Annotated in this window: 22 protein-coding genes and 2 pseudogenes; 18 read left to right on the forward strand and 6 right to left on the reverse strand. The window is 43.1% G+C overall.

Features of this window, described 5'->3' with window-relative positions; translation table 11 throughout:
• Positions 1 to 139: 139 nt before the first annotated feature.
• Positions 140 to 754: a peptide deformylase gene (def, locus tag O3642_RS09495; protein ID WP_003004253.1), complete on the reverse strand. Its 615-nt coding sequence runs from the start codon at positions 752 to 754 to the stop codon at positions 140 to 142.
• A gap of 60 nt (positions 755 to 814) precedes the next feature.
• Positions 815 to 1,501, reverse strand: a complete 687-nt coding sequence (locus O3642_RS09500; protein WP_371605853.1) for a cyclic nucleotide-binding domain-containing protein — start codon at positions 1,499 to 1,501, stop codon at positions 815 to 817.
• Positions 1,502 to 1,647: 146 nt separating this feature from the next.
• On the opposite strand from O3642_RS09500, the gene O3642_RS09505 reads away from it, so the two are divergent.
• From O3642_RS09505 to trxA, 7 genes are all read left to right on the forward strand, one after another.
• Entirely contained in the window at positions 1,648 to 2,811 is a 1,164-nt protein-coding gene (locus O3642_RS09505) for an MFS transporter (protein ID WP_371605854.1), read from the forward strand.
• Between the two features lie 105 nt (positions 2,812 to 2,916).
• The gene (locus tag O3642_RS09510; protein ID WP_371605855.1) at positions 2,917 to 4,068 is read left to right on the forward strand and encodes an MFS transporter; all 1,152 of its coding nucleotides are present in this window, start codon (positions 2,917 to 2,919) and stop codon (positions 4,066 to 4,068) included.
• Between the two features lie 2 nt (positions 4,069 to 4,070).
• A complete protein-coding gene (locus tag O3642_RS09515; RefSeq protein WP_371605856.1) occupies positions 4,071 to 4,799 on the forward strand; it encodes a pseudouridine synthase in 729 nt (242 codons plus the stop codon).
• Positions 4,800 to 5,015: 216 nt separating this feature from the next.
• The gene (locus O3642_RS09520; RefSeq protein WP_371605857.1) at positions 5,016 to 7,082 is read left to right on the forward strand and encodes a Cna B-type domain-containing protein; all 2,067 of its coding nucleotides are present in this window, start codon (positions 5,016 to 5,018) and stop codon (positions 7,080 to 7,082) included.
• Positions 7,083 to 7,358: 276 nt separating this feature from the next.
• Positions 7,359 to 7,628 carry a 30S ribosomal protein S15 gene (gene rpsO / locus O3642_RS09525; protein ID WP_003004251.1) on the forward strand — a complete coding sequence of 90 codons (270 nt, stop codon included), beginning with the start codon at positions 7,359 to 7,361 and terminating at the stop codon, positions 7,626 to 7,628.
• Positions 7,629 to 7,963: 335 nt separating this feature from the next.
• Positions 7,964 to 8,188: a DUF4649 family protein gene (locus O3642_RS09530; protein WP_003004724.1), complete on the forward strand. Its 225-nt coding sequence runs from the start codon at positions 7,964 to 7,966 to the stop codon at positions 8,186 to 8,188.
• 12 nt (positions 8,189 to 8,200) lie between these two features.
• Complete coding sequence (gene trxA / locus O3642_RS09535; protein ID WP_003013593.1) at positions 8,201 to 8,515, forward strand: thioredoxin; 315 nt, start codon at positions 8,201 to 8,203, stop codon at positions 8,513 to 8,515.
• 46 nt (positions 8,516 to 8,561) lie between these two features.
• Here the strand turns inward: trxA and O3642_RS09540 are convergent, their stop codons facing one another.
• Positions 8,562 to 9,215 carry a hypothetical protein gene (locus O3642_RS09540; protein WP_270299700.1) on the reverse strand — a complete coding sequence of 218 codons (654 nt, stop codon included), beginning with the start codon at positions 9,213 to 9,215 and terminating at the stop codon, positions 8,562 to 8,564.
• Positions 9,216 to 9,342: 127 nt separating this feature from the next.
• A complete protein-coding gene (gene pepF / locus O3642_RS09545; protein ID WP_371605858.1) occupies positions 9,343 to 11,139 on the reverse strand; it encodes an oligoendopeptidase F in 1,797 nt (598 codons plus the stop codon).
• Positions 11,140 to 11,294: 155 nt separating this feature from the next.
• Here pepF and O3642_RS09550 point away from each other — a divergent pair, with 155 nt between their 5' ends.
• The 10 genes and pseudogenes from O3642_RS09550 to O3642_RS09595 all read left to right on the forward strand — a co-directional run bounded on the left by O3642_RS09550 (position 11,295) and on the right by O3642_RS09595 (position 22,524).
• Positions 11,295 to 12,563, forward strand: coding sequence for a DUF6287 domain-containing protein (locus O3642_RS09550; protein ID WP_371605859.1), 1,269 nt, complete (start codon positions 11,295 to 11,297; stop codon positions 12,561 to 12,563).
• 14 nt (positions 12,564 to 12,577) lie between these two features.
• On the forward strand, positions 12,578 to 13,315 hold the full coding sequence (locus O3642_RS09555) for a hypothetical protein (protein ID WP_371605860.1): 738 nt from the start codon (positions 12,578 to 12,580) through the stop codon (positions 13,313 to 13,315).
• 582 nt (positions 13,316 to 13,897) lie between these two features.
• Complete coding sequence (gene pnp, locus O3642_RS09560) at positions 13,898 to 16,120, forward strand: polyribonucleotide nucleotidyltransferase (RefSeq protein WP_003018260.1); 2,223 nt, start codon at positions 13,898 to 13,900, stop codon at positions 16,118 to 16,120.
• 24 nt (positions 16,121 to 16,144) lie between these two features.
• Complete coding sequence (cysE, locus tag O3642_RS09565) at positions 16,145 to 16,762, forward strand: serine O-acetyltransferase (protein WP_371605861.1); 618 nt, start codon at positions 16,145 to 16,147, stop codon at positions 16,760 to 16,762.
• Positions 16,763 to 16,764: 2 nt separating this feature from the next.
• A pseudogene (locus O3642_RS09570) lies at positions 16,765 to 16,923 on the forward strand (GNAT family N-acetyltransferase); the annotation flags it as partial.
• 20 nt (positions 16,924 to 16,943) lie between these two features.
• Positions 16,944 to 18,287: a cysteine--tRNA ligase gene (gene cysS / locus O3642_RS09575; RefSeq protein WP_371605862.1), complete on the forward strand. Its 1,344-nt coding sequence runs from the start codon at positions 16,944 to 16,946 to the stop codon at positions 18,285 to 18,287.
• Positions 18,280 to 18,678, forward strand: a complete 399-nt coding sequence (locus tag O3642_RS09580) for a Mini-ribonuclease 3 (protein ID WP_369088088.1) — start codon at positions 18,280 to 18,282, stop codon at positions 18,676 to 18,678. Before cysS ends, O3642_RS09580 begins: the two co-directional genes overlap by 8 nt.
• Positions 18,675 to 19,535 carry a helix-turn-helix domain-containing protein gene (locus tag O3642_RS09585; protein ID WP_371605863.1) on the forward strand — a complete coding sequence of 287 codons (861 nt, stop codon included), beginning with the start codon at positions 18,675 to 18,677 and terminating at the stop codon, positions 19,533 to 19,535. The genes O3642_RS09580 and O3642_RS09585 overlap by 4 nt, the downstream gene beginning before the upstream one ends.
• A 124-nt stretch (positions 19,536 to 19,659) precedes the next feature.
• Positions 19,660 to 20,790 (forward strand): ABC transporter ATP-binding protein, encoded by a 1,131-nt coding sequence (locus tag O3642_RS09590; RefSeq protein ID WP_270299679.1) that lies wholly within the window; start codon positions 19,660 to 19,662, stop codon positions 20,788 to 20,790.
• Between the two features lie 66 nt (positions 20,791 to 20,856).
• Complete coding sequence (locus O3642_RS09595; protein WP_371605864.1) at positions 20,857 to 22,524, forward strand: alpha-glucosidase; 1,668 nt, start codon at positions 20,857 to 20,859, stop codon at positions 22,522 to 22,524.
• 252 nt (positions 22,525 to 22,776) lie between these two features.
• On the opposite strand, the gene O3642_RS09600 is transcribed toward O3642_RS09595, so the two are convergent.
• Entirely contained in the window at positions 22,777 to 25,014 is a 2,238-nt protein-coding gene (locus O3642_RS09600; protein ID WP_371605865.1) for a family 16 glycosylhydrolase, read from the reverse strand.
• 310 nt (positions 25,015 to 25,324) lie between these two features.
• Between O3642_RS09600 and O3642_RS09605 the strand changes: the two are divergent.
• Positions 25,325 to 26,307, forward strand: a pseudogene (locus tag O3642_RS09605) (transposase); the annotation flags it as partial.
• 55 nt (positions 26,308 to 26,362) lie between these two features.
• On the opposite strand, the gene O3642_RS09610 reads toward O3642_RS09605, so the two are convergent.
• On the reverse strand, positions 26,363 to 26,900 hold a 538-nt coding region (locus O3642_RS09610; protein ID WP_371605866.1), incomplete at its 5' end, for an LPXTG cell wall anchor domain-containing protein.

Below are 26,900 nucleotides of genomic sequence, written 5' to 3' on the forward strand. Positions count from 1 at the left end.
TAGGAAGTACGAGTACCGCAGGTAGGAGTAGTTCCAATCAACCACTGCGCCGAGAGACAGAAATCGGTAGACGCAGTCTCGTAAAAAAAGTAAGGTAGTAGTGAATCATCACTACTACCTTACTTTTTTGTCAGTTGCGCTATTCTAATATCAAAAGGCCTTCTTTGATTTCAAATGGGTTGTTTGGGTTGATGCGGTCATAGAACATGATGCCGTTGGTGTGGTCGATTTCATGTTGAACGACGATGGAGTTGTAGCCTTTGAGTTTGATGCGTTTCTTTTCCCCATCTTTTGTGAAATACTCAACAGTCACGCGGGCATGGCGAACCACATAGCCTGGGACGTTGCGGTCTACAGAGAGACAGCCTTCCCCGTCGCCAAGAGCCGCGTCTTGCACAGAATGGGCGACAACCTTTGGATTGTACATGACTTCTTGAAGACTATAGGCTTCTTTTGGTGGGTTGCCATCGGCATCTTCTGGATTGGGAACCAAAACAGCGATGATTCGTTTAGAGATATCCAGCTGAGGGGCAGCGAGTCCCACTCCTCCACGGAGGCCAAGCTTTTCAGCCATAACAGGGTCTTGAGAATGGTGCAAGAATTGCATCATTTTTTCACCCAGGATAATTTCCTGATCAGACAAAGGGAAGGTCACATCTTCCGCAACCGCTCGAAGTGTTGGATTTCCTTCGCGGATAATGTCATCCATATCAATCAAATGGGATGCTCTTGTAACTTTTTCAATTGCTTTCATCGTTTTACTCTCACTTTCTTTCTACCCTCCATGATAACACAAAAGAGCCTAAAATTAAAGTTATCTGTCGACGGTTTCCGCATGTTTGATGGACAAATCATTCATCCTTTTTGCATCTAAAATCGTATAGACTCGCCCTTCTCTTTGGACTAAGCCCTCTTCGATCATCTGCTTGATGACACGGCTAAGGTGGCGGTAGCTGATCCCAAAACGCAGGGCCAGCTGATTCATCTTGGGCTTGAGGGTCCCATTTTCATCGCAATGTTCCAGAAAATGCGTAGCGAGGCGTTCCTTGACCGAATAATGAAAGTTTGCAGGAGCCAAATAGTTGATCTGGTGCAATTTCTCAGCCAAGGTCTTGGCCGTAGAGCGCAAAAAGGTTGGATCAAGCAGGAGGCGCTTCTTAAAGTGCTGGGCTGGGAGCTGGACGACTAGCGAGTCTTGGTCTGCAATGACTGATGAGATACAGACCCGATCGAGCAGGAGCTCAATCTCTCCTAAGAGTCCAGGTTTTTCTTGGATTTCAAGGATGGTGTCGCTGCCATTTTCGAGACTGTGGACAATCTTAAGCCGGCCTTTGAGAAAATAAGGAATGACATCTTGCTCAGAACCTTGGCGGCAGATATAATCTCCAGCCTGATAGAGAACGAGGTCCAGCTGGCTGAGACAGTCGCCTGGAAAGATCTGGTCCAATTGGTAGTCAGTGATGATCTCCTTGAGTCTTGTAGATGGGGAAATTTTTTTCATCTCACTCTCCTAAAATAGGACAAATGTCCTGTTTTTCTATTTCTAAATTGATTATACTAGGATTCTATTGAAAATACTAGTTTGAATCTTTTTTGAAAAAACTAGTGAAATCAAAGTATTACCAGTAAAGTGTAGGAAATAAAAAAATGAAAAAAACAATGGAAAGAATCAGTCTCTTGAGTTTGTCGCTCATGCTGATCTCATCTTTTTCAATTACAGCCGGTTTGCCGGCTATGAAGGCCTATTTTAGCCAATTCGGATATTCAGCAGGCCAGGTGGAACTATTGGTTTCCCTCCCAGCCTTTGCGGTCGTAGCCATGCTCTTTTTAAATAGCCTGATCGAGCGATGGATGAGTGAGCGTCAGATGATTGTTGCAGGGCTCTTGCTCTTTTCAACTAGTGGTCTCGTTCCTTTGGTCGTGCAGCACTATCCTCTTATCTTTCTAAGTCGTTTGCTCTTTGGCTTGGGGACAGGAATGATCAATGCCAAGGCTATTTCAATTATCAGTGAGCGCTACTCAGGCAATGACAAGACCCGGATGCTGGGCTATCGGGGATCTGCTGAAGTGGTGGGCTCCGCCATCTTGACCTTTATTGTAGGACAACTCTTGCCTCTAGGCTGGCCAGCGATCTTTGCAGTATATGGTGCTGGTTACTTAATTTTACTCCTCTATCTCCTTTTTGTCCCTTATCCTAAGGAGAAAAAACAGGCTAGCTTGAAGGAGAAAAAGAAAGGTTCCGCACGCCTTCACTCCCCTCAATGGCGTTTTAGTCTAATGCTAGCCGTGATTGCTGGTATCATCATTTGCTTCAATTCTATTATTAGCCTGCGCGTGCCGGATATCATCGTTGATGCTCGTATGGGAACAGCGACAACAGCTGGAACCGTATTGAGTCTGATGCAATTGACAGGGATTGTAGCAGGGGTAGGCTTTGCCAGTTTGACACATGTTTTCAAAAAGAACTTGCTCATGATCATGTGCTTTGGTTTCGGTCTAGCTCTGGCCTTGATTGGCTTATCCGGGCAGCTGTGGAGCCTGGTTTTAGGAACCCTTTTAGCAGGATTTTCCTACAGTACAGGGGTCACCAGTATCTTCTATCACCTATCTGAAAAAATCCCTACCAATCTCCTGAACCTTGCGACCTCGCTTGTCTTGATCGGCTGCAATCTCGGATCAGCCCTCTCTTCTTTCTTCATCCAGTTGGTGACGCCACTAGCTCCCTCCAATCACCTGCTTTTTGTCTGGATTGGCGCTTTGATGGTCCTAACGGGAGTATTTGCCTCACAATTGCTAGCACGAACGAAATGATGGAGAAATCATTTCGTTTTTTTAATTCAATCTATTGCGTCCTGTCACTAGCTCGTGTTATTATAGGAGGAGTGTGAAAAAAAGATTAGTTTAAAGGATAGAATAATGAAAAAAATCATGGAGAAAGTGAGTATTCTCGCGCTTTCATTTATTTTGACGACCTCGTTTTCGATTTCGAGTGCGCAGTCGGCCATGTTTGCCTATTACAAGGGAATTCCTCACAGCATGATTGAGCTCTTGGTCTCGCTTCCTTCAGCAGGGATCATGGTTTCGCTCATCTTCAATAAATGGATTGGACGTCTATTTTCAGAGCGTCAGATGATTGTGACGGGCTTAGTTGCTTACGCTCTATGTGGCTTTATTCCCTTAATCAGTCCAGCTTATCCGGTTGTCTTTTTGTCTCGGATTATTTTCGGGATGGCGGTTGGTTTGCTCAATGTTTCTGCCATTGCCATTATTAGTGAGCGCTATAAAGGAAAAGAACGCGTCCAAACCCTTGGCATTCGTGGTTCTGCAGAGGTTGTTGGGACGGCCGTTTTAACCTTTGGAGTCAGCCTCTTGATTCGCTTTGGCTGGCAGGCTGCCTTTCTCGTTTACGGCATCAGTATTCCTATCTTACTTTTGTATCTCTTATTTGTGCCTTATGGATCTAAGACAGAAGCAGTGGAGGAAAAACATAAGGATGTGAAGATGACAGGGGGACAATGGCGGACTGCACTCGGATTAGCGGTCGTTGCGGCAGCTATCGTCTTGTCCAATGTCATGATCACCGTTCGGATTCCAAGTGTGGTAGAGCAAGTGGGGCATGGCACTGCCCAAACTGCGGGGGTTATTTTAGCAGCCATGCAATTTGTTGGGATCTTGGCAGGTTTGGCCTTCTCGCCCTTGACCCATCTATTCCGCGATCGTTTATTATTAGTTTCGGGAGTAGCTTTTGGTGTGGCCCAAATGTTGATCGGGGTCTCTCCAAATCTCTTGATTCTTGCCCTTGTAACCATTGCTTCTGGCTTCGCCTACAGTGTAGCTCTTACAACAGTTTACAATGTCTTATCTGATAAGATGCCAGCAGGGGTCTTGAGCCAGGCAACGTCCATTGCGGTTTTGGGATGTAGTACAGGTTCGATCGCAACGACCTTTGTCCTTAGTCTATTAGGGACGATCTCATCTGCTCCAGTCTTCATTTTTGGGTTTTCTGGTATCCTCATGATCCTGGTTTCCTTTTTTGGCCTTTGGATTGTACGAAAGAGCGGGAAGTAATCATGCGGCTAGATAAATTTTTAGTAGATTGTGGCGTGGGGAGTAGGAGCGAGGTTAAGCAACTCCTCAAGCAAAAGAAAATCGCAGTGAATGGAAAAAAAGAGACAGCAGGAAAGCTGCAGATTGATCCAGACAAGGATCAGGTGACCTTTATGGGAGAAAATCTGGTTCATGAAACCTTCGTGTATTATCTGCTTAATAAACCAGCTGGGGTCATCTCAGCGACTGAAGATGACCACCACCAAACGGTGTTAGATCTATTGGATGAGACAGCCCGTCACAAGGAAGTCTTTCCTGTCGGGCGTCTAGATATCGATACCCATGGCTTACTCCTTTTGACCAATAATGGCAAGCTCGCTCATGCCATGCTTTCGCCGAAGAAGCATGTGTCGAAGATCTACCGTGCCCAGGTGGCTGGGATCATGGATGAGGCAGATGTGGCCCGTTTTGAAGCAGGCATTGCCCTCAAAGACTTCACGACTTTGCCTGCGAGATTACAGATCTTAGAGGTAAATGAGGCAAACGATAGCTCCTATGTCGAAATTGAAATCGCAGAAGGAAAATTCCATCAGGTCAAGCGCATGGTTGCTGCTTGTGGCAAGGAAGTGGTGGATTTAGAGCGGATTTCTATGGGACCTCTAACGCTAGATCCAACTCTTCAATTGGGAGAATGGAGGAGGCTCCATCCTTCTGAACTCAAGTCCCTAGAGGTATTCGGAGTTCCCTTATAAGCAAAAAAAGCGGTCTGATTCTTACAGGCTGCTATTTTTTATTTGTATCAAGAAAATGAACTGAAAAGACAAAAAAGAATTAATTTGCTTGTGATATCAAAGCAAATTGTTTATAATGAAAAAAGATGGGTTGTGTGAAAATTCACAATATGTAGTGATAATTTTTTCGCTCGCGTACTTTATCTAGTAAACGCAGAAAAAGGAGAAAAATCGTTGATGAAAAAGTGGCTTTATTCTGTTGTAACAACAGTTGCCCTATTTTTACTAGCGGCTTTAGGATTTGCCAAACCCAATAGTCTTACTAATGTCCATGCGGATACGATCAATGATGTTGTGACATCTGTAAACATTTCTAAATCAACTGGTGGAGCGATTACAGATCCACTCGGTGTTTGGGATAGTTTTCAAGTTGAGGCAAAGTTTGTTTTACCGAATGGGCGTGTAAAAGCTGGGGATCAGACCGTTATCCAACTTGGAGATGACTTTAAGGTTTTTGAAATAGATACCATTGACCTTCTGGATCCAAGTGGTCAAAAAGTTGCGACAGCAACGGTAGATGATCAAAGAAAAATCATCACAGTAACCTATACAGATTATCCTGAAAGAATGGCCAATGTAACAGGGAAACTGCGTTTCTTTGCTCGTGTGGATCACCAAGTCGTCAAAGGACAAAAAACGATTGATTTCACTCTCAAAGTTAATAAGGATATTATTTCAGGTGGAAAGATCGATTATAAAGGAGTCAATCCAGGCAAGTATCCTCCGACTCCGGAAGTCTTTAGCAAATGGGGATGGACTAATTCATATGATAAATTAAAATTGACCTATACCTTGAATATCAATCAAGGCCACACAGCCCTTCATAATATTGATATTAAGGACAAATTAGCTTTCACTGATGGCAAAATCAAGGTAGATTCTGTTAACATCCATACAGGAACTTGGAAGATCAGTGATGGAGATGGTGCCTATCATCTGCGGAATACTACAAATGTAACCAAGAATTATTCCCCTGTTGTCAGTGCTGATGGTCGTTCTTTAACCGTTCATATCGGAGATCTAGCTCCAGAACAAGGGATGACGATTCGCTATGATGTCTATTTGGACAAGGTCCCAGCCATCAATACATCCTACAAAAACAATGCTACTATGACAGCCAAAGAAATCAAGGAGCAAAATAAGGTTGCAGACGTTCTGTATCAGTTCCTTGATGGAGACTTCAATGGTGAGAAATACTCCTTCACTATTCATAAAAAAGGTGTAAATGGTCAAGCGCTTGCAGGTGCTATCTTTGCAGTGACAGCAGATGATACAGGCGAGCAAGTGGGAACCATCGAAACTGATGAGAATGGTGTTGGCACCATTACTGGTTTGATCAAACAAGCTTATACGGTTCAAGAAATTCAAGCTCCAACAGGCTATGTTCTCTCTGAAGAACCTATCAAGATCAGCAAGGATGATTTTGGAAATGACCTCGCGATTTCTCGTGATCTTGTGAACCAAAAAGAAAAGACAAGTGTCTCAGGCCAAAAGACATGGAATGATAATGACAACCAAGATGGCAAGCGTCCATCAAAAATCACAGTCAATCTCCTAGCAAATGGTGTCAAGGTCGCTTCTAAAGAAGTGAAACCAGATGCTACAGGAACTTGGGCCTATCATTTTGATAATCTCGATGTGGTCGATGATGCTGGCAATGTCATTGCCTATACTGTTTCAGAAGAACCTGTTGAAGGCTATGAAACAACTATTGAAGGAACCAATATTACCAACACTCGTACACCAGAAGTTACAGAAGTAGCGGTCAAGAAAATCTGGGATGATGCAGACAATAAAGAGGGTCTTCGTCCTGAAAAAATCACAGTTCGCCTCCTTGCGGATGGTCAAGAAGTGGCTGTAAAAGAAATCACGGCTACTGATAATTGGCAGGCAAGCTTTACGGATCTACCCATATACAAGGAAGGTAAAAAGATTACCTACGCTATTACAGAAGATCCAGTAGCTGGTTATATAACAAACATTGATGGTTTCACGGTAACGAATCGTCATACCCCACCAACAACACCTCCTACCACACCACCAAGTACACCGCCAACGACACCACCGACCACCCCACCAAGCATATCGGAAAAACCTGAAACTCCAACCACACCAAAAGAAGGAAAGAAAAAAATTCTCCCATCAACGGGTGAAGTAGTGGCTTATGGGTTGATCATACTCGGTGCACTCTTAGCAGTTTTTGCTCTAGTTTTGCTCTTGCGTGGAAAACGGAAAGATAAATAGATGTATATAGTTAAAAGACAAATATCTTAGAGATATTTGTCTTTTTGAATAACCTGCTTGAAGAATGATCAATCAAACCGTTCAAATTCCCAAGGTTCTTTTTAGAAAAGAGAAAAGCACCCCTCTTAAACATTCATCTTGAAGGAAACATAAGTGTTTGACAGAAAGATGAAATCTTGGTAGAATAAGAAGGTCGAATAGACAACTAACTCTTTCTTGGTAGCAGGATATGCCAAACCTGCCACTCGGATAGAGCATAAAGAAAAGGAGCTTATCATGGCAATCTCAAAAGAGAAAAAAAATGAAATCATTGCACAATACGCACGTCACGAAGGTGACACTGGTTCAGTAGAAGTACAAGTTGCTGTCCTTACTTGGGAAATCAACCACTTGAATGAACACATCAAACAACACAAAAAAGACCACGCTACTTACCGTGGTTTGATGAAGAAAATCGGTCGCCGTCGTAACTTGTTGGCTTACCTTCGTACAAACGACGTTAACCGTTACCGTGAGTTAATCAACTCTCTTGGACTTCGTCGTTAATCTGCTCCATTTTCCACTTACGCTGCGTTGTCACCTTGCCTCGATATACTCGAGTATAATCTTCGGCTTCGGTTCCTAGCATCGTAAGGTAAAATAGACCAGATCTATCTCCCTTCGGGGAGATTTTTTGTTTTAAGAAGAAATCTGGTACAATCTTCGATTCGTGGCCTTGTCTAGAAACGTTTTATCCAGCAAGAATAGAGCTCTCTGAATTCAGAGGGCTTTTTGTTATCTTTTTTCGCACAAGATCCATCATTCTGAGGAAGTCGTTTTGTTTGACAGATGTAATGTATAGAGTTACAATTGATGCATCATAAGAAATAGAGGTTATCGATATGATTGATATTACATATCTAGACGGTGCAAAACAAGAAAGAGTCATGCATTTTGATTCCTATGAAGAGTTCGAACGCTCCCAACAAGCCTGCTTGATTGGGGTAGCAGATTTTTATCCTGTTGTGAAACTGACCTATAATGGTCATGAATTGGATTACCAAGGGACTTACGGAGATGTCTTCTTCTATTTGATGAAGCAAGATTTGACGCAGTACCAAAACTAAAGGAGAAAGAAAATGGCAAAAGCAATTACAGACGCAACATTTGAAGCAGAAACAAAAGAAGGCTTGGTCTTGGTAGACTTTTGGGCAACCTGGTGTGGTCCATGTCGCATGCAAGCTCCTATTTTAGAAAAATTATCGGAAGAACTTTCGGAAGATGAGTTAAAAATCCTGAAAATGGATGTGGATGAAAATCCTGAAACAGCGCGTGCTTTCGGCATTATGTCCATCCCAACCTTGCTCTTTAAAAAAGATGGGCAAGTTGTTAAACAAGTAGCAGGAGTGCACACCGCAGCGCAAATTAAGGCCATTGTGGCAGAGTTGAGTTAAAAAGCAAAAAAGCTAAAGAGGAATGAACCTTCTTTAGCTTTTTTTGTTATTCCTTGTTTGAATGATGTTTTCCAGCTCTAATTGCTTCAGCTTCACTCATTGTGATAACTTTGTCCTTACGAGTATTTGATGGCATATTATTAATATTGTACCAATAGGCAGGTGATTTTCCATATTGAGCAACATAGACGATACGTTGTTCCTGGGCAGCAGCTTGTTGAGCAGCAGCAGCTTGTTGTGCTTCTATTTTAGCTTTTTCATTAATTGCACTTTGTACACGTCCGATGCGTTCAGTTAACGTAGCTTTTACTGTTGGATCAACAACTTGCTCGACAGCTGCTTGTGCCGGGGCAACGTTATCTTGAATTTGATTATTTTCTAGTTGTTGTACATAAGATTCAGCTTGCTCCGCAAGTTGTTTTGCTTCAGCCTCTTTCTTTTCACGTTCTTCTTTTTCTTTTCGTTCCTGTTCTTCTTTCGCCTTTTTCTCGCGTTCTTCTTGTTCTTTTCGTTCTTGCTCCTCCTTTGCTTTTTTCTCTTTTTCTGCTTTCTCTTGTTCGTCGCGTTCTTTTTTTGCTTTTTCTTCTTTTTGAACGAAACCTACCTGTTTTTCAGTTTCTTTTTGAGAAGCTTCATTTTGATTTGAGCAAGCTCCAAATAATAACGCAATTAAGATTGTTAAAATCAACCGTTTTTTCATAATGTTACTCCCTTCGGATATTTATCCAAGAATAATCATACCACAATAAAAAAGCGCTTTCAATTACTAACTGGTAATAGTTTAATAAAAAATCAGACCTAGATTAATCTAAGTCTGAAAATTATACTTATTCTCCCAATTCTGCACTGTAGGCAATGATTTGATCCACAGTGTCTGAAAGGAATTGGATGGTGTCGCGGAGTGGTTTGTCAGTTGAGATATCTGCTCCAATGATCATGGCTGACTCAAGAGGGGTCTTGCTACCGCCTGATTTAAGGAGCTCTAGCCAATCTTTAGCTCCGTTTTCGGAGTTCTTCAAATGCAAGTATCCCGCTGTTGAAATAACCAAGCCAGCTGAGTAGGTGTAGCTGTATAGTCCCATGTAGTAGTGGCTTTGGCGCATCCAGGTCAACGCTGCATCATCATCGATTTCAACAGCGTCGCCCCAGAATTCGGTCAAGACTTCCTTCATGATGCTGTTGAGCTTGCTAGTGCCGAAGGTCCTCCCTTCTTCGATCAAGGTGTAGACCTTGCGTTGGAAGGCTGCTTCCAACAAGTGGGTGATGAAGTTATGGAAGTAGGTATCTGTCAAACGGTGAGCCAAGGCAAAGCGTTTTTGACGAGGGTCATCAAACTGATGTTCCAAATAGTCGCTGAGGAGGAGCTCATTAAAAGTAGAAGGAGCTTCCACATAGTAGGTCGACATGTGGGCGTTGAAGTAGCTTTGGTTGTTGTCTGAGAAGATGAATTGACCAGAGTGTCCGATCTCGTGGATCAGGGTGTAGACATCGCTCATCCGTCCTGTCCAGCTCATGAGGACATAAGGATGGACGCGGTAAGGGTCAGCTGCATAACCACCGGAATCCTTGCCTTCATTTGCCGCAAAGTCAACCCAGCGTTCGGTTTGGTAGCGGGCAATTTCGCGGGAGTATTCCTCTCCAAGAGGTGCCACGGATTTCATGACCAAATCATAGGCATCATCAATGGTAACATCTGGGTTGAGCGCACTGTCCAAATCCAACTTCCAATCAGCAAAGGTCATTTTCTCAAGGCCGTTGACCTTGGCCACGTGTTTGAGGAATTTTTGAGCGACTGGAGCGAAGTCCTTCATGATCAGGTCAATCTGACGGTCAAACATGGCACGATCCACTTCCTGCTCAGCCAAGAGATAGTCAAAGACAGAATCGTAGCCCCGCATATCTGCAATCAGTTTTTCAGACTTGACTTGGGCTAGATAGGTAGCAGCAGCCGTGTTTTGGTGCTTGCGGAGACCTTCTGAGAAGGAACGAAAGGCTTTTTCACGGATTTCCGCATTCTCATGGTTTTGGTAGAAGTTTTCATAGGTAACAAAGCTATTCTTGTAAACTTTTCCATCTACTTCAAAATCAGCCATTTCAAAGTCGCCTGCCCGCATCTTGGTATAGATGTCTTGTGGTCCGTAGAAGACTTCACTCAGGTTGGTCAAAGTCTTTTCAACATCAGCTCCCAAGTAGTGAGCTTTTTTAATTTTAGCCTGACGAATGGCAAAAGTGAGGTGAGGGAGTTGCCCCAAGCGTTCGAGGACATCTTCATCCGCTTCTACCAAAGCATCGTCAAAGAAGGAAAGTTCGACGCTCGCCCAAGTTTCAAAATCCATTCCCGCTTGAGCAATCTCTGCAAAAGCTTCGTCGCCAAAGTCAGTGGTTTGGGGCATAAAGCTGTAGTTACCAATGTGGCTGAGTTGGATCTGAATTTGCTCAAAGATCGCAAAGGCGGCTTCAAAGTCTTCAAAGGTGTGGAGCTTGCCCTTGTAGTTACGGACAAATTCATTGATTTCTTCACGTGTTTTTTCAATGGCGCGCAAGAAGTCTTCCTGGTCTTGGTAGAGGGCTGTGAGGTCCCAGAGTTCGTTCTCAGGAAATTCAGAACGTTTTTTTAATTCCATAATGTTCTCCTTTTGATCGGTGTTCTTCCTTAAGTATAGCAGAAAAAAGGACAGAAACATAGAGGGAGAGAGGAAAATGCTTGTGTAAAAATCTTGACAAGAGCTGGAAAAATTGACCATTTTTGATATACTAGGATAGATATGAGGAGGTTTTTATGAAAAAGGTTATGATTACACTATTAGCAGGTGCATCCGTGCTATCTCTAGTCGCTTGTGCGCCCAAACGCTATGAACGCCAAAGTAAACCAAAAACGGCAAGCTCTTCGTCGGTTAAAAAAGAGAAGAAGGATACAGGTCAGAAGTATTATCAAGAGGTTTTGGAGCGGTACAAAGCTTATGCAGCCGCAATTAATGCCAAAGATCAAACGGCTTTACAAAATGAACTGAAGAAGATCGAAGCAACTTCAGAAGAATATGCCTATGTCTTTAATCTTCAAACACTTGGAAGTACCAATGAGTGGCAATATTCTTTTGAGGATCTTAATCGTGATGGTAATGACGAGTTACTGATTGGGGATGGCAAAACGATTGCTGCTGTGTATTATTTGAAAGATAACCAGCCAACCTTGCTCCATGTAGCCTATGTAGCTTCTGCAGGTGGCTATCGCTCCAGTTTAGAAGTTTTTGACAATGGGCAAATCGTCTACGCCACTTGGCAATCCCTTAATCCAGAAATGGAATTGACCCTTTATTCGCTAAGAAAAGGCGAAGCCAAGGAAGAAAAGAATGCGACCATTCAAATTGGTGGAAAGGAAACAGCAGAACAAGCTCTTGGGATTTCAGCTAAGAAGTTGGACCTCAGTAAGCTAGACTGGAAAACATTTGACGGTTCAGGGGACTCCAAATCAACATCCAAAGCGGAGGACAAGAAGACAGGCTCCTTCCAAGTCCAAGTCAGTGTGTCGGATCTCCGTATTCGAAAAGAGCCCTCAACCTCAGCTCCATCTGCAGGAATGATCGCAAAAGGAACTCACACCATTACGGAAACAGTAGAGGCGGATGGTCATACATGGGGCAAATTGGAATCTGGACAAGGCTGGATTGCCCTTGACTATACAACGCGAGTGGATGGAAATGCCGAATCAGCTCCTGCCCCTGCCAAAACAAGGACTGAGATGAATCTGGATGAAATAAAAGCCGGAAATTTCTCAAGTGTAGCGGGAGTTTGGAAAAATAAGTACGGTACGAGCATTGAGTTTGATGCGCAAGGGATTGTGAAAGTCAATGGTAGTGCTGTTAATGGTGTTCAATTTTCTGGTTTTTACTTCAAGGAAGGTAATCTTCACGGAGTTAGTCGGATGCCTGGCGCAACGAACGAAACGCCTATTCTTTTCATTCCTTCAAGAGAAGGTGGCAGTGAATCCATTTACTGGAGTAAGAGTGATGCTACAAATGGGAATGATTTGTACTACCGTGTGGACTAAAAAAGGAGACAAGCATGAAAAAAATTGGGACATATTTACTAGCTCCAGTTCTCTTGCTTTCCCTAGCAGCTTGCGCCCCAAAACGCTATGAGCGTAAGCACAGTCCGGTAGGGGCTTCATCGGTCGAAAAATCATCTGACAAGGCCCAAGAAAAAGAGCAAACAGAAGAAGCGAAGTCAGATGAACATGATAAAGAAGCCATTGGGACTTTGTCAAAAGCAGACCAAGCGGATATCTATTCGATCATTGAAAACAGCGCTTCTTTGACCTATTCACTTCAGGTGCAACCGACTCGCTTGCTAGAGTTGAACAATGATCACGGTGCGGTTGATGGTTACTCGCAAGACATGTTCATTGATTATTACAATACCTACACGACAGAAACCTATAATTTACAAGATGTCATTGATAAATTGAATGCTGAAGAGACATCGGACTCTATCCGCAGTCTGTCACAAGACCAGCTGATCCAACTGACAAACGAAAAGAAGGACGGCTGGATCTATTCGACAAAAGACAAGGCTTTCTACGAAATTGTACCTGGTGGTCGTGGTGGAGCAATGCTGCCGATGGAAATTCCTTCACCGGATGAATGGGTGGTCAATAAAGATTCGGTTGAAGTGACAACGACTATTCAAGGAACTTCAGATCCATACAGACGCTTTATCTTGAAACGCAACAACAAGAACTACAAGGGTGGAACCCACAAAACACGCTTTTATGTGGACAGCACTGAATTCGTGAAATCGTAAAAATAATCAGAAGCTATATCTAGCTCTAAAATTTTTATATAGAACTTGCTGAAGATTCACAGAAAAAGGCCCTCAAAGCCTTTTTCTTTTGGGCTTGAATATGTTAAAATAAAAGGTATACGTGCTTGGATACAAAGATGAGGATATAACATACAGATGGGCTGTGTCAATCTATGCGATCATGCGTAATTGAACCCGCCTACAACTCTGTGGGAAAAGATAAATCTACCTAGGAGCGTTCGCTCTGTCGTTCGATTTCCTATTTTCCTTTGAGTTGCTTAACGGCTTGGTATCTTGAGAATTGAACCCGGCCGAAAAGCTGTGTAAAAAAGATAAACTTCCTAGCACTCATCGAGTGCTGCGTCACCTTCCTATTTTTCTACAGAAACGTTCGGCAAGCCGAACCGTCCAAAATATCTTGATAGTTGAACACGGGCTAAATCCCTAGTGAAAAAGATAGATTTCCTGGTGTGCGTGGCACACTGCGTCAATCTCCTATTTTCATACGGGATTCTTCACGCCCTTTGTATCCTGATTTTTGTAGGCAAGTCGTATAATATTATCAATCCAAAGGGGATTACAATGACAAAACAAGTGTTTCAAACGACTTTTGCGGGTCGTGAGTTAATCGTAGAGACTGGTCAGGTTGCCAAGCAAGCAAATGGCGCTGTTGTCGTGCGTTATGGTGAGTCAACTGTCTTGACGGCAGCTGTCATGTCTAAGAAAATGGCAACTGGGGATTTCTTCCCACTTCAAGTCAACTACGAAGAAAAAATGTATGCGGCTGGGAAATTTCCTGGTGGCTTTATGAAACGGGAAGGTCGTCCTTCTACAGATGCGACTTTGACAGCGCGTTTGATTGACCGTCCAATCCGTCCAATGTTTGCGGAAGGTTTCCGTAATGAAGTACAAGTCATCAACACAGTCCTTTCTTACGATGAAAATGCATCTGCACCAATGGCAGCGATGTTTGGTTCGTCCTTGGCACTGTCTATTTCAGATATTCCGTTTGACGGACCAATCGCTGGGGTACAAGTAGGTTATGTGGATGGGGAGATCATCATCAACCCAACGCAAGAACAAGCTGAGCGCTCGCTTCTTGAATTGACAGTAGCTGGTACCAAACACGCTATCAACATGGTAGAGTCTGGCGCTAAAGAATTGTCAGAAGAAATCATGTTGGAAGCCCTTCTGAAAGGGCACGAAGCTGTTAAAGAATTGATTGCCTTCCAAGAAGAAATCGTAGCAGCAGTTGGGAAAGAAAAAGCAGAAGTAGAATTGCTTCATGTGGATGCTGACTTGCAAGCTGAAATCATCGCAGCCTACAACAGCGACCTTCAAAAAGCGGTCCAAGTAGAAGAAAAATTGGCGCGCGAAGCTGCGACTCAAGCAGTAAAAGACCAAGTAACAGCTGTTTACGAAGAAAAATATGCAGACCACGAAGAATTTGACCGCATCATGCGGGATGTGGCTGAAATATTGGAACAAATGGAACACGCAGAAGTGCGCCGTTTGATTACAGAAGACAAGGTTCGTCCGGATGGTCGTAAGGTTGATGAAATCCGTCCTTTGGATGCACAAGTCGATTATCTTCCTCGTGTGCACGGTTCAGGTCTCTTTACTCGTGGACAAACGCAAGCCCTTTCTGTCTTGACTTTGGCACCAATGGGTGAAACGCAAATCATCGATGGTTTGGACCCAGAGTACAAGAAACGCTTTATGCACCACTATAACTTCCCTCAATACTCTGTTGGGGAAACTGGACGTTACGGTGCGCCGGGTCGTCGTGAAATTGGTCACGGGGCTCTCGGTGAGCGTGCTCTTGCTCAAGTCTTGCCAAGTTTGGAAGAATTCCCATACGCTATCCGTTTGGTAGCAGAAGTCTTAGAATCAAATGGTTCTTCATCTCAAGCATCTATCTGTGCGGGAACACTTGCCCTTATGGCTGGTGGTGTGCCAATCAAGGCCCCAGTAGCAGGGATTGCTATGGGTCTGATCTCAGATGGAAACAACTATACGGTATTGACAGATATCCAAGGTTTGGAAGACCACTTTGGAGACATGGACTTCAAGGTAGCTGGTACGCGTGACGGGATTACCGCCCTTCAAATGGATATCAAGATCCAAGGGATCACTGCAGAAATTTTGACTGAAGCACTTGCTCAAGCCAAGAAAGCTCGTTTTGAAATCCTTGACGTGATTGAAGCAACCATTCCAGAAGTGCGTCCAGAATTGGCACCAACTGCTCCAAAAATTGATACCATCAAGATTGATGTCGACAAGATTAAGATTGTCATCGGTAAGGGTGGAGAAACCATTGATAAGATCATCGCTGAAACAGGCGTTAAGATTGATATCGATGAAGAAGGAAACGTATCTATCTATTCTAGCGACCAAGATGCCATCAACCGTGCTAAGGAAATCATTGCTGGTTTGGTTCGTGAAGCGAAGGTGGATGAAGTCTACCATGCCAAAGTGGTTCGGATCGAGAAATTTGGTGCCTTTGTCAACCTTTTTGACAAGACGGACGCCCTCGTTCACATCTCTGAAATGGCTTGGACGCGTACCAACCGTGTCGAAGACTTGGTAGCCATCGGCGATGAAGTGGATGTGAAGATTATCAAGATTGACGAAAAAGGTCGTGTCGATGCTTCTATGAAGGCACTATTGCCACGTCCGCCAAAACCTGAACATTCAGAAGAAAAAGGTGAAAAGGGTCCTCGTCATGGCGATCGTCCTCGTCACCACAATAAAGACCACAAACCTAAAAAAGACTTTACCATTACACAAAAAGATTCAGAATAAGCATTAGAAAAGGAGGAGCACGGTATGGGATGGTGGCGTGAAACCATCAATATTGTAAAAGAAAATGACCCAGCAGCGCGTACCTCGCTGGAGGTCCTTTTGACCTATCCGGGAGTCAAAGCACTGGCAGCTCACCGTGTTTCCCACTTTTTGTGGAACCATGGTTTTAAGCTTCTAGCTCGGATGCACAGCCAATTCTGGCGTTTTTGGACCCAGATTGAGATCCATCCAGGTGCGACCATTGCTTCTGGTGTCTTTATCGACCATGGAGCGGGCCTCGTTATCGGGGAAACAGCCATTGTTGAAAAAGGCGTTATGCTATACCATGGGGTGACCCTTGGGGGAACAGGAAAGGATGTCGGCAAACGCCATCCAACGGTACGTGAAGGAGCCTTGGTCTCCGCCCATGCCCAAGTCATCGGCCCGGTGGAAATCGGAGCCAAGGCCAAGGTCGGAGCAGGAGCTGTCGTGGTCTCCGATGTACCAAGTGATGTGACCGTTGTCGGTGTTCCTGCCAAGATCGTGCGGGTGCACGGTCGAAAAGACGAACCAGTCATTCATCAAGAAGAAGAAAAACGCGAATACTACGTGAATAAGATGGAGCATGCCAAGGAAGCCAGTCATCGGTCTTCGAGCTTGTAAGAAGCTATCTAGCAAAATCCCTCGTCAACCAACTCATGGAGCAAAATGACAAGGCATTTCAGATTGCCGTGGAAGATAGCAATGTTGGTGCCAAACGCTTGTATGAAAAGATTGGCTTTGTCAAACAAACTCAGGTGGTTTACTTGAAGCCAAAAGAGTAGAAACAGAAAGGAAATGAAGCGTGTTAAAAATTTATGATACCATGTCTCGTGATTTGCGAGAATTTATCCCCATCGAGGAAGGAAAGGTCCGCATGTATGTTTGTGGGCCAACGGTTTACAACTATATCCACGTAGGGAATGCCCGCTCAACGGTGGCCTTTGACACGATTCGTCGCTACTTTGAGTATCGTGGCTACGAAGTTGCCTACATTTCCAACTTTACAGATGTGGATGATAAGATCATCAACCGTGCCAAAGAAGAAGGTATCACGCCTCAGGAAGTGGCAGATAAATACATCGCTGCTTTTCGTGAAGATGTGACGGCTCTTGGAGTGAAACCTGCAACCCGCCACCCTCGTGTGGTCGAGTTTATGGATGACATCATCCGGTTTGTCACTGATTTGATCGAAAAAGGCTATGCCTACGAGAGCCAAGGGGATGTCTATTTCCGTGTGGAAAAATCCCACAACTATGCAAAATTAGCCAATAAAACCTTGGAAGACTTGGAGCTAGGAGCTTCAGGTCGGACAGATGAGGAAACAGCTCGCAAGGAAAATCCGGTGGATTTTGCCCTCTGGAAGGCTGCCAAACCAGGAGAGATTTCCTGGGACAGCCCTTGGGGACCTGGTCGTCCTGGCTGGCACATTGAATGTTCGGTCATGTCAACGGGGATTTTAGGCGATACTATTGATATCCACGGTGGTGGAGCCGATCTTGAGTTTCCACACCATACTAATGAAATTGCCCAGTCTGAAGCTAAAACAGGCAAAACTTTTGCCAACTACTGGATGCACAATGGCTTTGTCAATATTGATAATGTCAAGATGTCCAAGTCTTTAGGCAACTTTATCACCGTGCATGATGCATTGAAGACTATCGACGGCCAAGTGCTTCGCTTCTTCTTTGCAACCCAGCACTACCGCAAGCCCATTAACTTCACAGAAAAAGCAGTGCGCGATGCGGAGACCAACCTCAAGTATTTGAAAAATACCTATGAGCAACCGTTCACAGGAGAAGTGGATCCAGCAGACTTGCAAGGCTTTGTGGACAAGTTTATCGTGGCTATGGATGAAGATATCAATGCGGCAAACGGCATCACCGTCGTCTTTGAATTGGCTAAATGGATCAATTCAGGTCACTACAATCAAGACGTCAAGGATGCCTTGACCAAGATGTTAGAAGTCTTTGGAGTGGTCTTTGTCGAAGAAGTCTTGGATGCAGATATTGAAGCCTTGATCGCTGAACGTCAGGAAGCGCGAGCTAAGAAAGATTTTGCGCGAGCTGATGCCATTCGTGATGAATTGGCTGCGCAAGGAATCAAGCTCTTGGATACAAAAGAAGGTGTAAGGTGGACACGTGATTGATGTCAATCTAATCAATGGGATTGCCCTTGCCTTTGAGGGAGATGCGGTCTATTCCATGTATATTCGCAGACACCTGATTTTTCAAGGGATGACCAAGCCCAATAAGCTTCACCAGGCTGCCACCCGCTATGTCTCTGCTAGGGCTCAGGCCAGCTTGATTGAAAGCATGCTGGAGCAAGAAATTCTGACGGAAAAAGAGTTGGAGATCTACAAGCGCGGTCGCAATACCAATAGCCATACCAAGGCCAAAAATGCGGATGTCGTGACCTATCGGATGTCGACGGGCTTTGAGGCTGTCATGGGTTATCTCCATATGACGGGGGAGCTCTCTCGTCTAGAAGAGCTGATTAACTGGTGCATCCAGCAAGTAGAAGAAGGAAGAAAGCAGTGAAAAATATCAGAGAGTGGTTTCCTCATGCAGAGATAACGGATCAAGCCAATCCACCAGCAGGTTATGTAGCCATTCCCCTTCAGTCTCATCAATGGTTGCTGCTGAAGGAAGAAGAGCTAACCGAGCGAGAAAAACAATTGATTTTCTGGTTGGGCGATGAAGAAGAGGTTGCCCCTAATCCTTGGTACCAATACCTGATCGATGGAAAGGGAGAAGCCCCTCAAGTCATCAAAAAAATGCAGCTCGTCTATTGCCACATCTCGCATTCAACAGCGGAAGGGACGGCTTCTTGGCTAGAGATGATGCAGACACTCTTACCCAACTTCAGAGCAACCTTGCAACTGAGCGGACAAGATTATGTGCTCATTCTGGACCAAGACCAGTCTTTACCTGTGGCCGATATCTTAAAAGATACCGTCTCTGCCATGGAGTATGACTTCAATATTCGTTTATCTATTCTGGTCGGGCAAGTATGGACCGAGTCTAAAGACGGGAAAGTGTCTCCGGTTATCCGAGTAGAACAGGCTGTCTTTCGAGCTTGGATTCGAGAAGGCCATCAAGGTGTCTATCGCTTTTCTCAACTCTATCTGTGGGGAATCGAGCAGGCAGATCTGGATCTCACCCCAATCAAAGCAAGCTTGCATCAGTTGATTGAAAGTCAAGATCAATTGCAAGACATCATTGTTGCTCTTTGGGACAATGGGGCAGTCGTAACCAAGGCCGCCCAGCAACTCTATCTCCACCGCAATTCGCTCCAATACAAGATTGACAAGTGGGAGGAGTTGACGGGGCTTCAGTTGAAAAATCTGACAGATCTAGCCCTGTGCTATCATTTGGTCTTACAAGATGTGATTTAAACGGAATCAATCCAGAGTTTTGTGCAACTTGCACAAAACTCTTTTTCTTTTTTGTGAGACTTGCCATAGATTTGTAAAACGTTTTCATTTACAATAGAACTATAAAAATCAAAGGAGTACCATCATGGTAGAATTGAATCTGAATCACATTTATAAAAAATATCCAAATAGCGAACATTACTCAGTTGAAGACTTCAACTTGGACATCAAAGACAAAGAATTTATCGTTTTCGTAGGTCCTTCAGGATGTGGTAAATCAACAACTCTTCGTATGATCGCTGGTCTTGAAGATATCACAGAAGGTGAATGTTCCATCGATGGTACTGTTGTTAATAACGTAGCACCTAAAGACCGTGATATTGCCATGGTATTCCAAAACTACGCTCTTTATCCACACATGACTGTGTACGATAACATGGCATTTGGTTTGAAATTGCGTAAATATAGCAAGGAAGATATCGACAAACGTGTACAAGAAGCAGCTGAAATCCTTGGTTTGAAAGAATTCTTGGATCGTAAACCAGCTGACCTTTCTGGTGGTCAACGTCAACGTGTGGCCATGGGACGTGCGATTGTCCGTGATGCAAAAGTATTCTTGATGGACGAACCTTTGTCAAACTTGGATGCTAAACTTCGTGTATCGATGCGTGCTGAAATCGCGAAAATCCACCGTCGTATCGGTGCTACAACCATCTACGTAACTCACGACCAAACAGAAGCGATGACATTGGCAGACCGTATCGTTATCATGTCAGCTACTAAAAACCCAGCTGGTACTGGTACAATTGGACGTGTGGAACAAATTGGTTCTCCGCAAGAAGTGTACAAAAACCCAGTTAACAAATTCGTAGCTGGATTTATCGGAAGCCCTGCGATGAACTTCATCAATGTAAAATTGGAAGGTGGACACATCGTTGCCAATGGATTGAATTTGAAAGTTCCAGAAGGTGCTTTGAAAGTCTTGAAAGAAAAAGGCTATGATGGTAAAGAATTGATCTTTGGTATCCGTCCAGAAGACGTGAATACAGAAGCTGCTTTCCTTGAAACTTTCCCAGAATCAGTCGTGAAAGCTACGATCTCAGTGTCTGAGTTGCTCGGTTCTGAATCACACTTGTACTGCCAAGTTGGTGATAACGAATTCATCGCTAAGGTGGATGCGCGTGACTACCTTGGAACTGGTGAAACCATCGAACTTGGATTTGACTTGAACAAAGCTCACTTCTTCGATAAAGAAACTGAAAAAACAGTATACTAATACCTACTGACACTGTAGAGACTGAGACGATATGTCTCAGTCTCTTTCATTTTAAGGAGACAAAACATGGAAAAAGACTGGTGGAAGGGGAAGGTCGCTTATCAGATCTATCCAAAAAGCTTTAAAGACAGCAATGGTGATGGCGTTGGGGATTTGAAAGGAATCACGGAAAAACTCGATTACCTTCAAGACTTAGGGATTGACATTCTCTGGTTATCTCCTATTTACAAGAGTCCGTTTATTGACCAGGGCTATGATATTTCCGACTATTATGCCATTGATCCTATTTTTGGGACTATGGAAGATATGGAAGAGTTGATTGTGGAAGGCAAGAAGCGGGGCATTTCCATCATCATGGACTTGGTGGTCAACCACTGCTCCAGTCATCACGAATGGTTCCAAAAAGCTCTAGCGGATCCAGATGGCCCTTATGCAGACTACTTTTATTTCATCGAAAGTGACAAGGAACCCAACAACTGGGAAAGTTACTTTGGAGGCAGTGTCTGGGAGCCGGTTCCTGGCACCAACAAATACTATCTCCATTCTTTCCACAAGGATCAGCCAGACCTTAATTGGCAAAATCCTGTCTTGCGCGAAGAAATTTACACCATGATCAACTGGTGGTTGGACAAGGGAATTGCGGGCTTCCGGATCGATGCCATTATCAACATTAAAAAAGATCTAGAATGGCGTTCACTTCCGTCTGATCGCAAAAATGGCTTGGTTCCAGTACCAGAATCGCTGGTCAATGCCCAACCGATTGAACCTTTCTTGCAAGAGTTAAAGGAGCGTACTTTTGCTAAGTATAATGCCTTCACAGTAGGGGAAGTTTTCAATGAAACCGACGAAGAGTTGCACTTCTTCATTGGAAAAGATGGTGTCTTCTCCTCGATCTTTGACTTCAAACAAACCATGCTGGGGCAAGAAGGAAAAGGCTGGTTTGACCACAGTCTTCCAACAGCAGATGAACTCAAGGAAAGTATTTTCCAAGCCCATGAGCGCGCGGATAGCATTGGGATCCTCTCTACCATTATCGAGAATCATGACGAACCTCGTGGTGTGTCCCACTATATCGCGGAAGGTCCAGTAAACGATACCAGTAAAAAAGCCCTGGGAACCATTCAAATCTTGCGCAAGGGAATTCCTTTTATCTATCAAGGCCAAGAAATTGGAATGGAAAACCAAGTCTTTGAATCGGTGGAGGATTTTGATGATATCGCGACCATCAATGGCTACCATGTGGCTAAAGAAGCTGGTTTGAGCGAGGAAGAAGCCTTAGCAGTTATCGCCAAATACAGCCGGGATAATGCACGGACACCCATGCAGTGGTCAAGAGAGCCAGGTCTGGGCTTTAGCGATGAGTCAGCCTGGTTGATCAGCCCAAAACCAGATGTTGCCATCAATGTGGAAGATCAGGAAAAGGATCCCAATTCCATCTTGAATTATTATCGCCAGCTGACCGCCTTGTACCGCCATCCCCTATACGGAAATACCATTCGGTTTGGAGATATGATCCCGGCTTATCGGGACCGTGAAAACATCATTGCTTTCGAACGCCGTGGGGACAAGCGTCTCTTGGTGATTAGCAATTTCCAAAATTGCCAGACTAGCTTGGAGTTGCCAGCTCCGATTAAAACAGTCGTTTTAAATAATACTGCAGGATTATTCCAAGAAGGAGAGCAAGTATTAGAATTAGCCCCTTACCAAACTGTTGTGTTGGAATTGGTGGAATAAGAAGAACCTTCGCAGATGCGAAGGTTCTTTTCATAGCATCCAAGTCTAAACCTGGAACTTACTCAACTTCCTTCTTTTTCAAGAGGAGGAGGTCACCACTAACGGTTAGCAAGAAGCCTAAAAATTTTAAAATTAGAATTCTTATCGCTTTGAACATCAAAAATGAGAGAACCATTTTGGTTCTCTCATTTTTGTAACGTCTTATCAACCTACTACAGTTGACAAAGAGTCATTTTATCTAGTATTTATTGTTTATTTACGAGATGATTTACGTTTCAAAGAGACTGCACCTACTAACGTAAGTACTCCTGAGAATACAAGGCCAGTTGCTACAACTTCACCGGTACTTGGAAGAAGTGATTTGTGACCTCCACCGTTTCCTGATGATTGGGCTAGGCTTTCTTCATTACTATTTTGAAGTGCTTCTTGGGTTGTAGGGGAATTCCAATCATCTTTGCTACCTTGATTTTCTGGCGTTGCAGGATTTTCTGGTGTTCCTTGATTATCTGGTGTTCCAGGATTTTCTGGTGTTCCTTGATTATCTGGTGTTCCAGGATTTTCTGGTGTTCCAGGATTTTCTGTAGTTCCAGGATTTTCTGGCGTTGCAGGATTTTCTGGCGTTGCAGGATTTTCTGGCGTTGCAGGATTTTCTGGTGTTGCAGGATTTTCTGGCGTTGCAGGATTTTCTGGTGTTGCAGGATTTTCTGGCGTTGCAGGATTTTCTGGTGTTCCAGGATTTTCTGTAGTTCCAGGGTTTTCTGTAGTTCCAGGGTTTTCTGTAGTTCCAGGATTTTCTGTAGTTCCAGGGTTTTCTGATGTTGCTTCAGTTGTAGTTGTGGTTGAAGTAGTCGTAGGCTCTTCAGTCGTTGTAGTTGTGGTTGAAGTAGTCGTAGGCTCTTCAGTTGTAGTTGTGGTTGAAGTAGTCGTAGGCTCTTCAGTCGTTGTAGTTGTGGTTGAAGTAGTCGTAGGCTCTTCAGTTGTAGTTGTGGTTGAAGTAGTCGTAGGCTCTTCAGTTGTAGTTGTAGAAGTAGTCGTAGTAGGCTCTTCAGTTGTAGTTGTAGAAGTAGTCTTAGGTTCTTCAGTTGTTGAAGTAGAAGTAGTCGTAGTAGGCTCTTCAGTTGTAGTTGTAGAAGTAGTCTTAGGTTCTTCAGTTGTAGTTGTAGAAGTAGTCTTAGGTTCTTCAGTTGTTGTAGTTGTAGAAGTAGTCTTAGGTTCTTCAGTTGTAGTTGTAGAAGTAGTCTTAGGTTCTTCAGTTGTTGTTGTAGTTGAAGTAGTTGTAGGCTCTTCAGTTGTAGTTGTAGTTGTAGTTGAAGTAGTTGTAGACTCTTCAGTTGTAGTTGTAGTTGTAGAAGTAGTCGTAGTCGGCTCTTCAGTTGTTGTAGTTGAAGTAGTTGTAGTCGGCTCTTCAGTTGTTGTAGAAGTAGTCGTAGTTGTCTCTTCAGTTGTTGGTTCTTTAGGTTGCCAAACGCGTACATAATCCACAAGCATATCAGAACGCGAACCGTCTAGATAACTATCAATATGTTTAGTAGCATCGGTGAAGTCACGTGGACTATTTTTTCCATCTTTAAGAAATGATCCTCCAACAATATGAGTAAATCGAAGAGCCATTGTGTTGTCTGGGTCTACAAAAGGAGTTTTTACATTCAGTTTATTATAATCAACTGTGTGAAATTGCTTACCGTCATAAAAAAATGTCATTTTGTCACTTTGTTTTAAGACGCCATATGTATGAAAATCAGTTTGTGTGTCACCATTATTAGGGATACGCTTTGCGTTCTGTTGACTATAATCAGCATTAACTTTAAACGGTGAATGAACATTAGCTTGTAAGTAATTCGGATCATACCCTTTAGATTCTAGGATATCAATTTCACCACTAGCAGGCCAATCGGGAAACTTTGTGCCAAACATCCAGAATGCTGACCAGGAAGACTCACTCATAGGCAATTTGACACGAGCTTCAGCATAATAATCACCCTTAAACGCTACCTTAACATTGCCCTTAGAATCCACGGTTTGGATTGCGCCAGATGTGAATGGAGCAGGATATTCTTCTATAACCTTACCATTTTTATCCAATCTCGTGTTTGTTCGAGGGATGGTTTCCATTTGGTTTGTTTCTGAATTCCATTTTTCGCGCGTTGGTGAGTAGCGAGCTGTAAGATGCAAGACACCATCAGATACTGAAACATTTTCTGGTTTATCAGTAAAATGCATTTGAGTTTTAGCCCTAGTATCGAAAGAAGAATACAGATAACCCCATTTTGTTTGGTCTAACTCATTTCCGTTAAACTCATCATTCCATAACACGTTGTAATTAGTAGGTACTCCTTCAGGCAATGTATACTTAGGTAATTCACTATCTTTACCGGACTCAGCGTAGGCTGTATTTATTGAAGTAAAAAAGTTGCTACTTAAAATAGTGCTGGCACCTAAAATGATTAGTCCTATCCTAAGTTTTTTGTACTTACTAGGAATATTTTTCATAAATATCCTCCTATTTTCAAATTTTTAAATGATAAATTCATTTAAGAGAAGGTTTATAATAAATAAATATATACTACTTAATACAAATTAAAACTATCCTCTCTACTCATTTTATCATAATTAAAGATATTTTCAATTATTAGTTAATAATAATTGTTAAATAATTTGATTTTTCTAATAAAATTATATCATATATACAAAAAAAAGAAGTGGTGTATTACATTAATGACGGGCAAGATCATTTCTATGTAATTTAATTAAGGGTTATAAAAAGAATAGCAAAAAGAAAAGTCCCATAAGACCTATAATGAAAAGTGACCAAACCATCATTGGAAAGATTCTTATGACGACTATCGCAGAAAGTCTGTCTGTCTCTACTTCAACAGTCATTCGTAAATTGAAAGAATTCAAATTCAAGACAGATTTATCTTTCCTTCTAACTCACATGTCTTGGGATGAATACAGATTCAAGAAAGGGTTGATGAGCTTCATTGCACAGGATTTTAATTCCAGAAAGATCGTAGCTATTCTGGATGGGCGGACTCAAGTAATTATTCGCAATCATTTCCTTCGCTATTCTAGACAGGTGAGAAGTCGAGTGAAAGTCATTACCATGGATATGTTTAGCCCCTACTACGATATTGCCAGAAAACTTCGCTTTCGAATTTCAAGGCTCAGGCTGAAACAGTCCCCCAGACTGTTTCACTCCCAAACGCTAAAATCGCTCTGGATCGTTTTCACATTGTACAACATCTAAGTCGCGCTATGAACCGTCTTCGCATCCAAATCATGAATCAGTTTGATCGGAAATCGCACGAATATAAGGTACTGAAACGTTACTGGAAACTCATTCAACAGGATAGTCGTAAACTCAGCGATAAACGTTTTTATCGCCCTACTTTTCGCTCACACTTGACCAATAAAGAGGTTCTAGAAAAGCTGCTTTCATACTCTCAAGAACTTAGACAGCACTACGACCTCTATCAACTATTACACTTTTATTTTCAAGAGAAACAAGCTAACCATTTCTTTGATCTTATTGAAGAAGCGATTTCTTGTGTAAATCCTATTTTTCAAACTGTTTTTAAGACCTTTTTGAAAGATAAGGACAAGATCATAAACGCACTGGAACTGCCATACTCAAATGCAAAACTAGAGGCTACTAATAACCTCATTAAGGTCATCAAGCGCAATGCTTTTGGCTTCCGGAACTTTGAAAACTTCAAAACTAGAATCCTCATCGCTTTGAACATCAAAAAGGAGAGAACCATTTTGGTTCTCTCCTTTTTGTAACGTCTTATCAACCTACTACAGTTGACAAAGAGTCATTTTATCTAGTATTTATTGTTTATTTACGAGATGATTTACGTTTCAAAGAGACTGCACCTACTAACGTAAGTACTCCTGAGAATACAAGGCCAGTTGCTACAACTTCACCGGTACTTGGAAGAAGTGATTTGTGACCACCACCGTTTCCTGATGATTTGGCTAGGCTTTCTTCCTTACTATTTTGAAGTGCTTCTTGGGTTGTAGGGGATTTCCAATCATCTTTGCTACCTTGATTTTCTGGCGTTGCAGGATTTTCTGGCGTTGCAGGATTTTCTGGCGTTGCAGGATTTTCTGGCGTTGCAGGATTTTCTGGTGTTCCAGGATTTTCTGGTGTTCCAGGATTTTCTGTAGTTCCAGGGTTTTCTGTAGTTCCAGGGTTTTCTGTAGTTCCAGGGTTTTCTGTAGTTCCAGGGTTTTCTGTAGTTCCAGGATTTTCTGTAGTTCCAGGGTTTTCTGATGTTGATTCAGTTGTAGTTGTGGTTGAAGTAGTCGTAGGCTCTTCAGTCGTTGTAGTTGTAGAAGTAGTCGTAGTAGGCTCTTCAGTCGTTGTAGTTGTA

Source organism: Streptococcus sp. 27098_8_66, assembly GCF_041431945.1.
In the GTDB taxonomy this organism is placed as follows: domain Bacteria; phylum Bacillota; class Bacilli; order Lactobacillales; family Streptococcaceae; genus Streptococcus; species Streptococcus dentalis.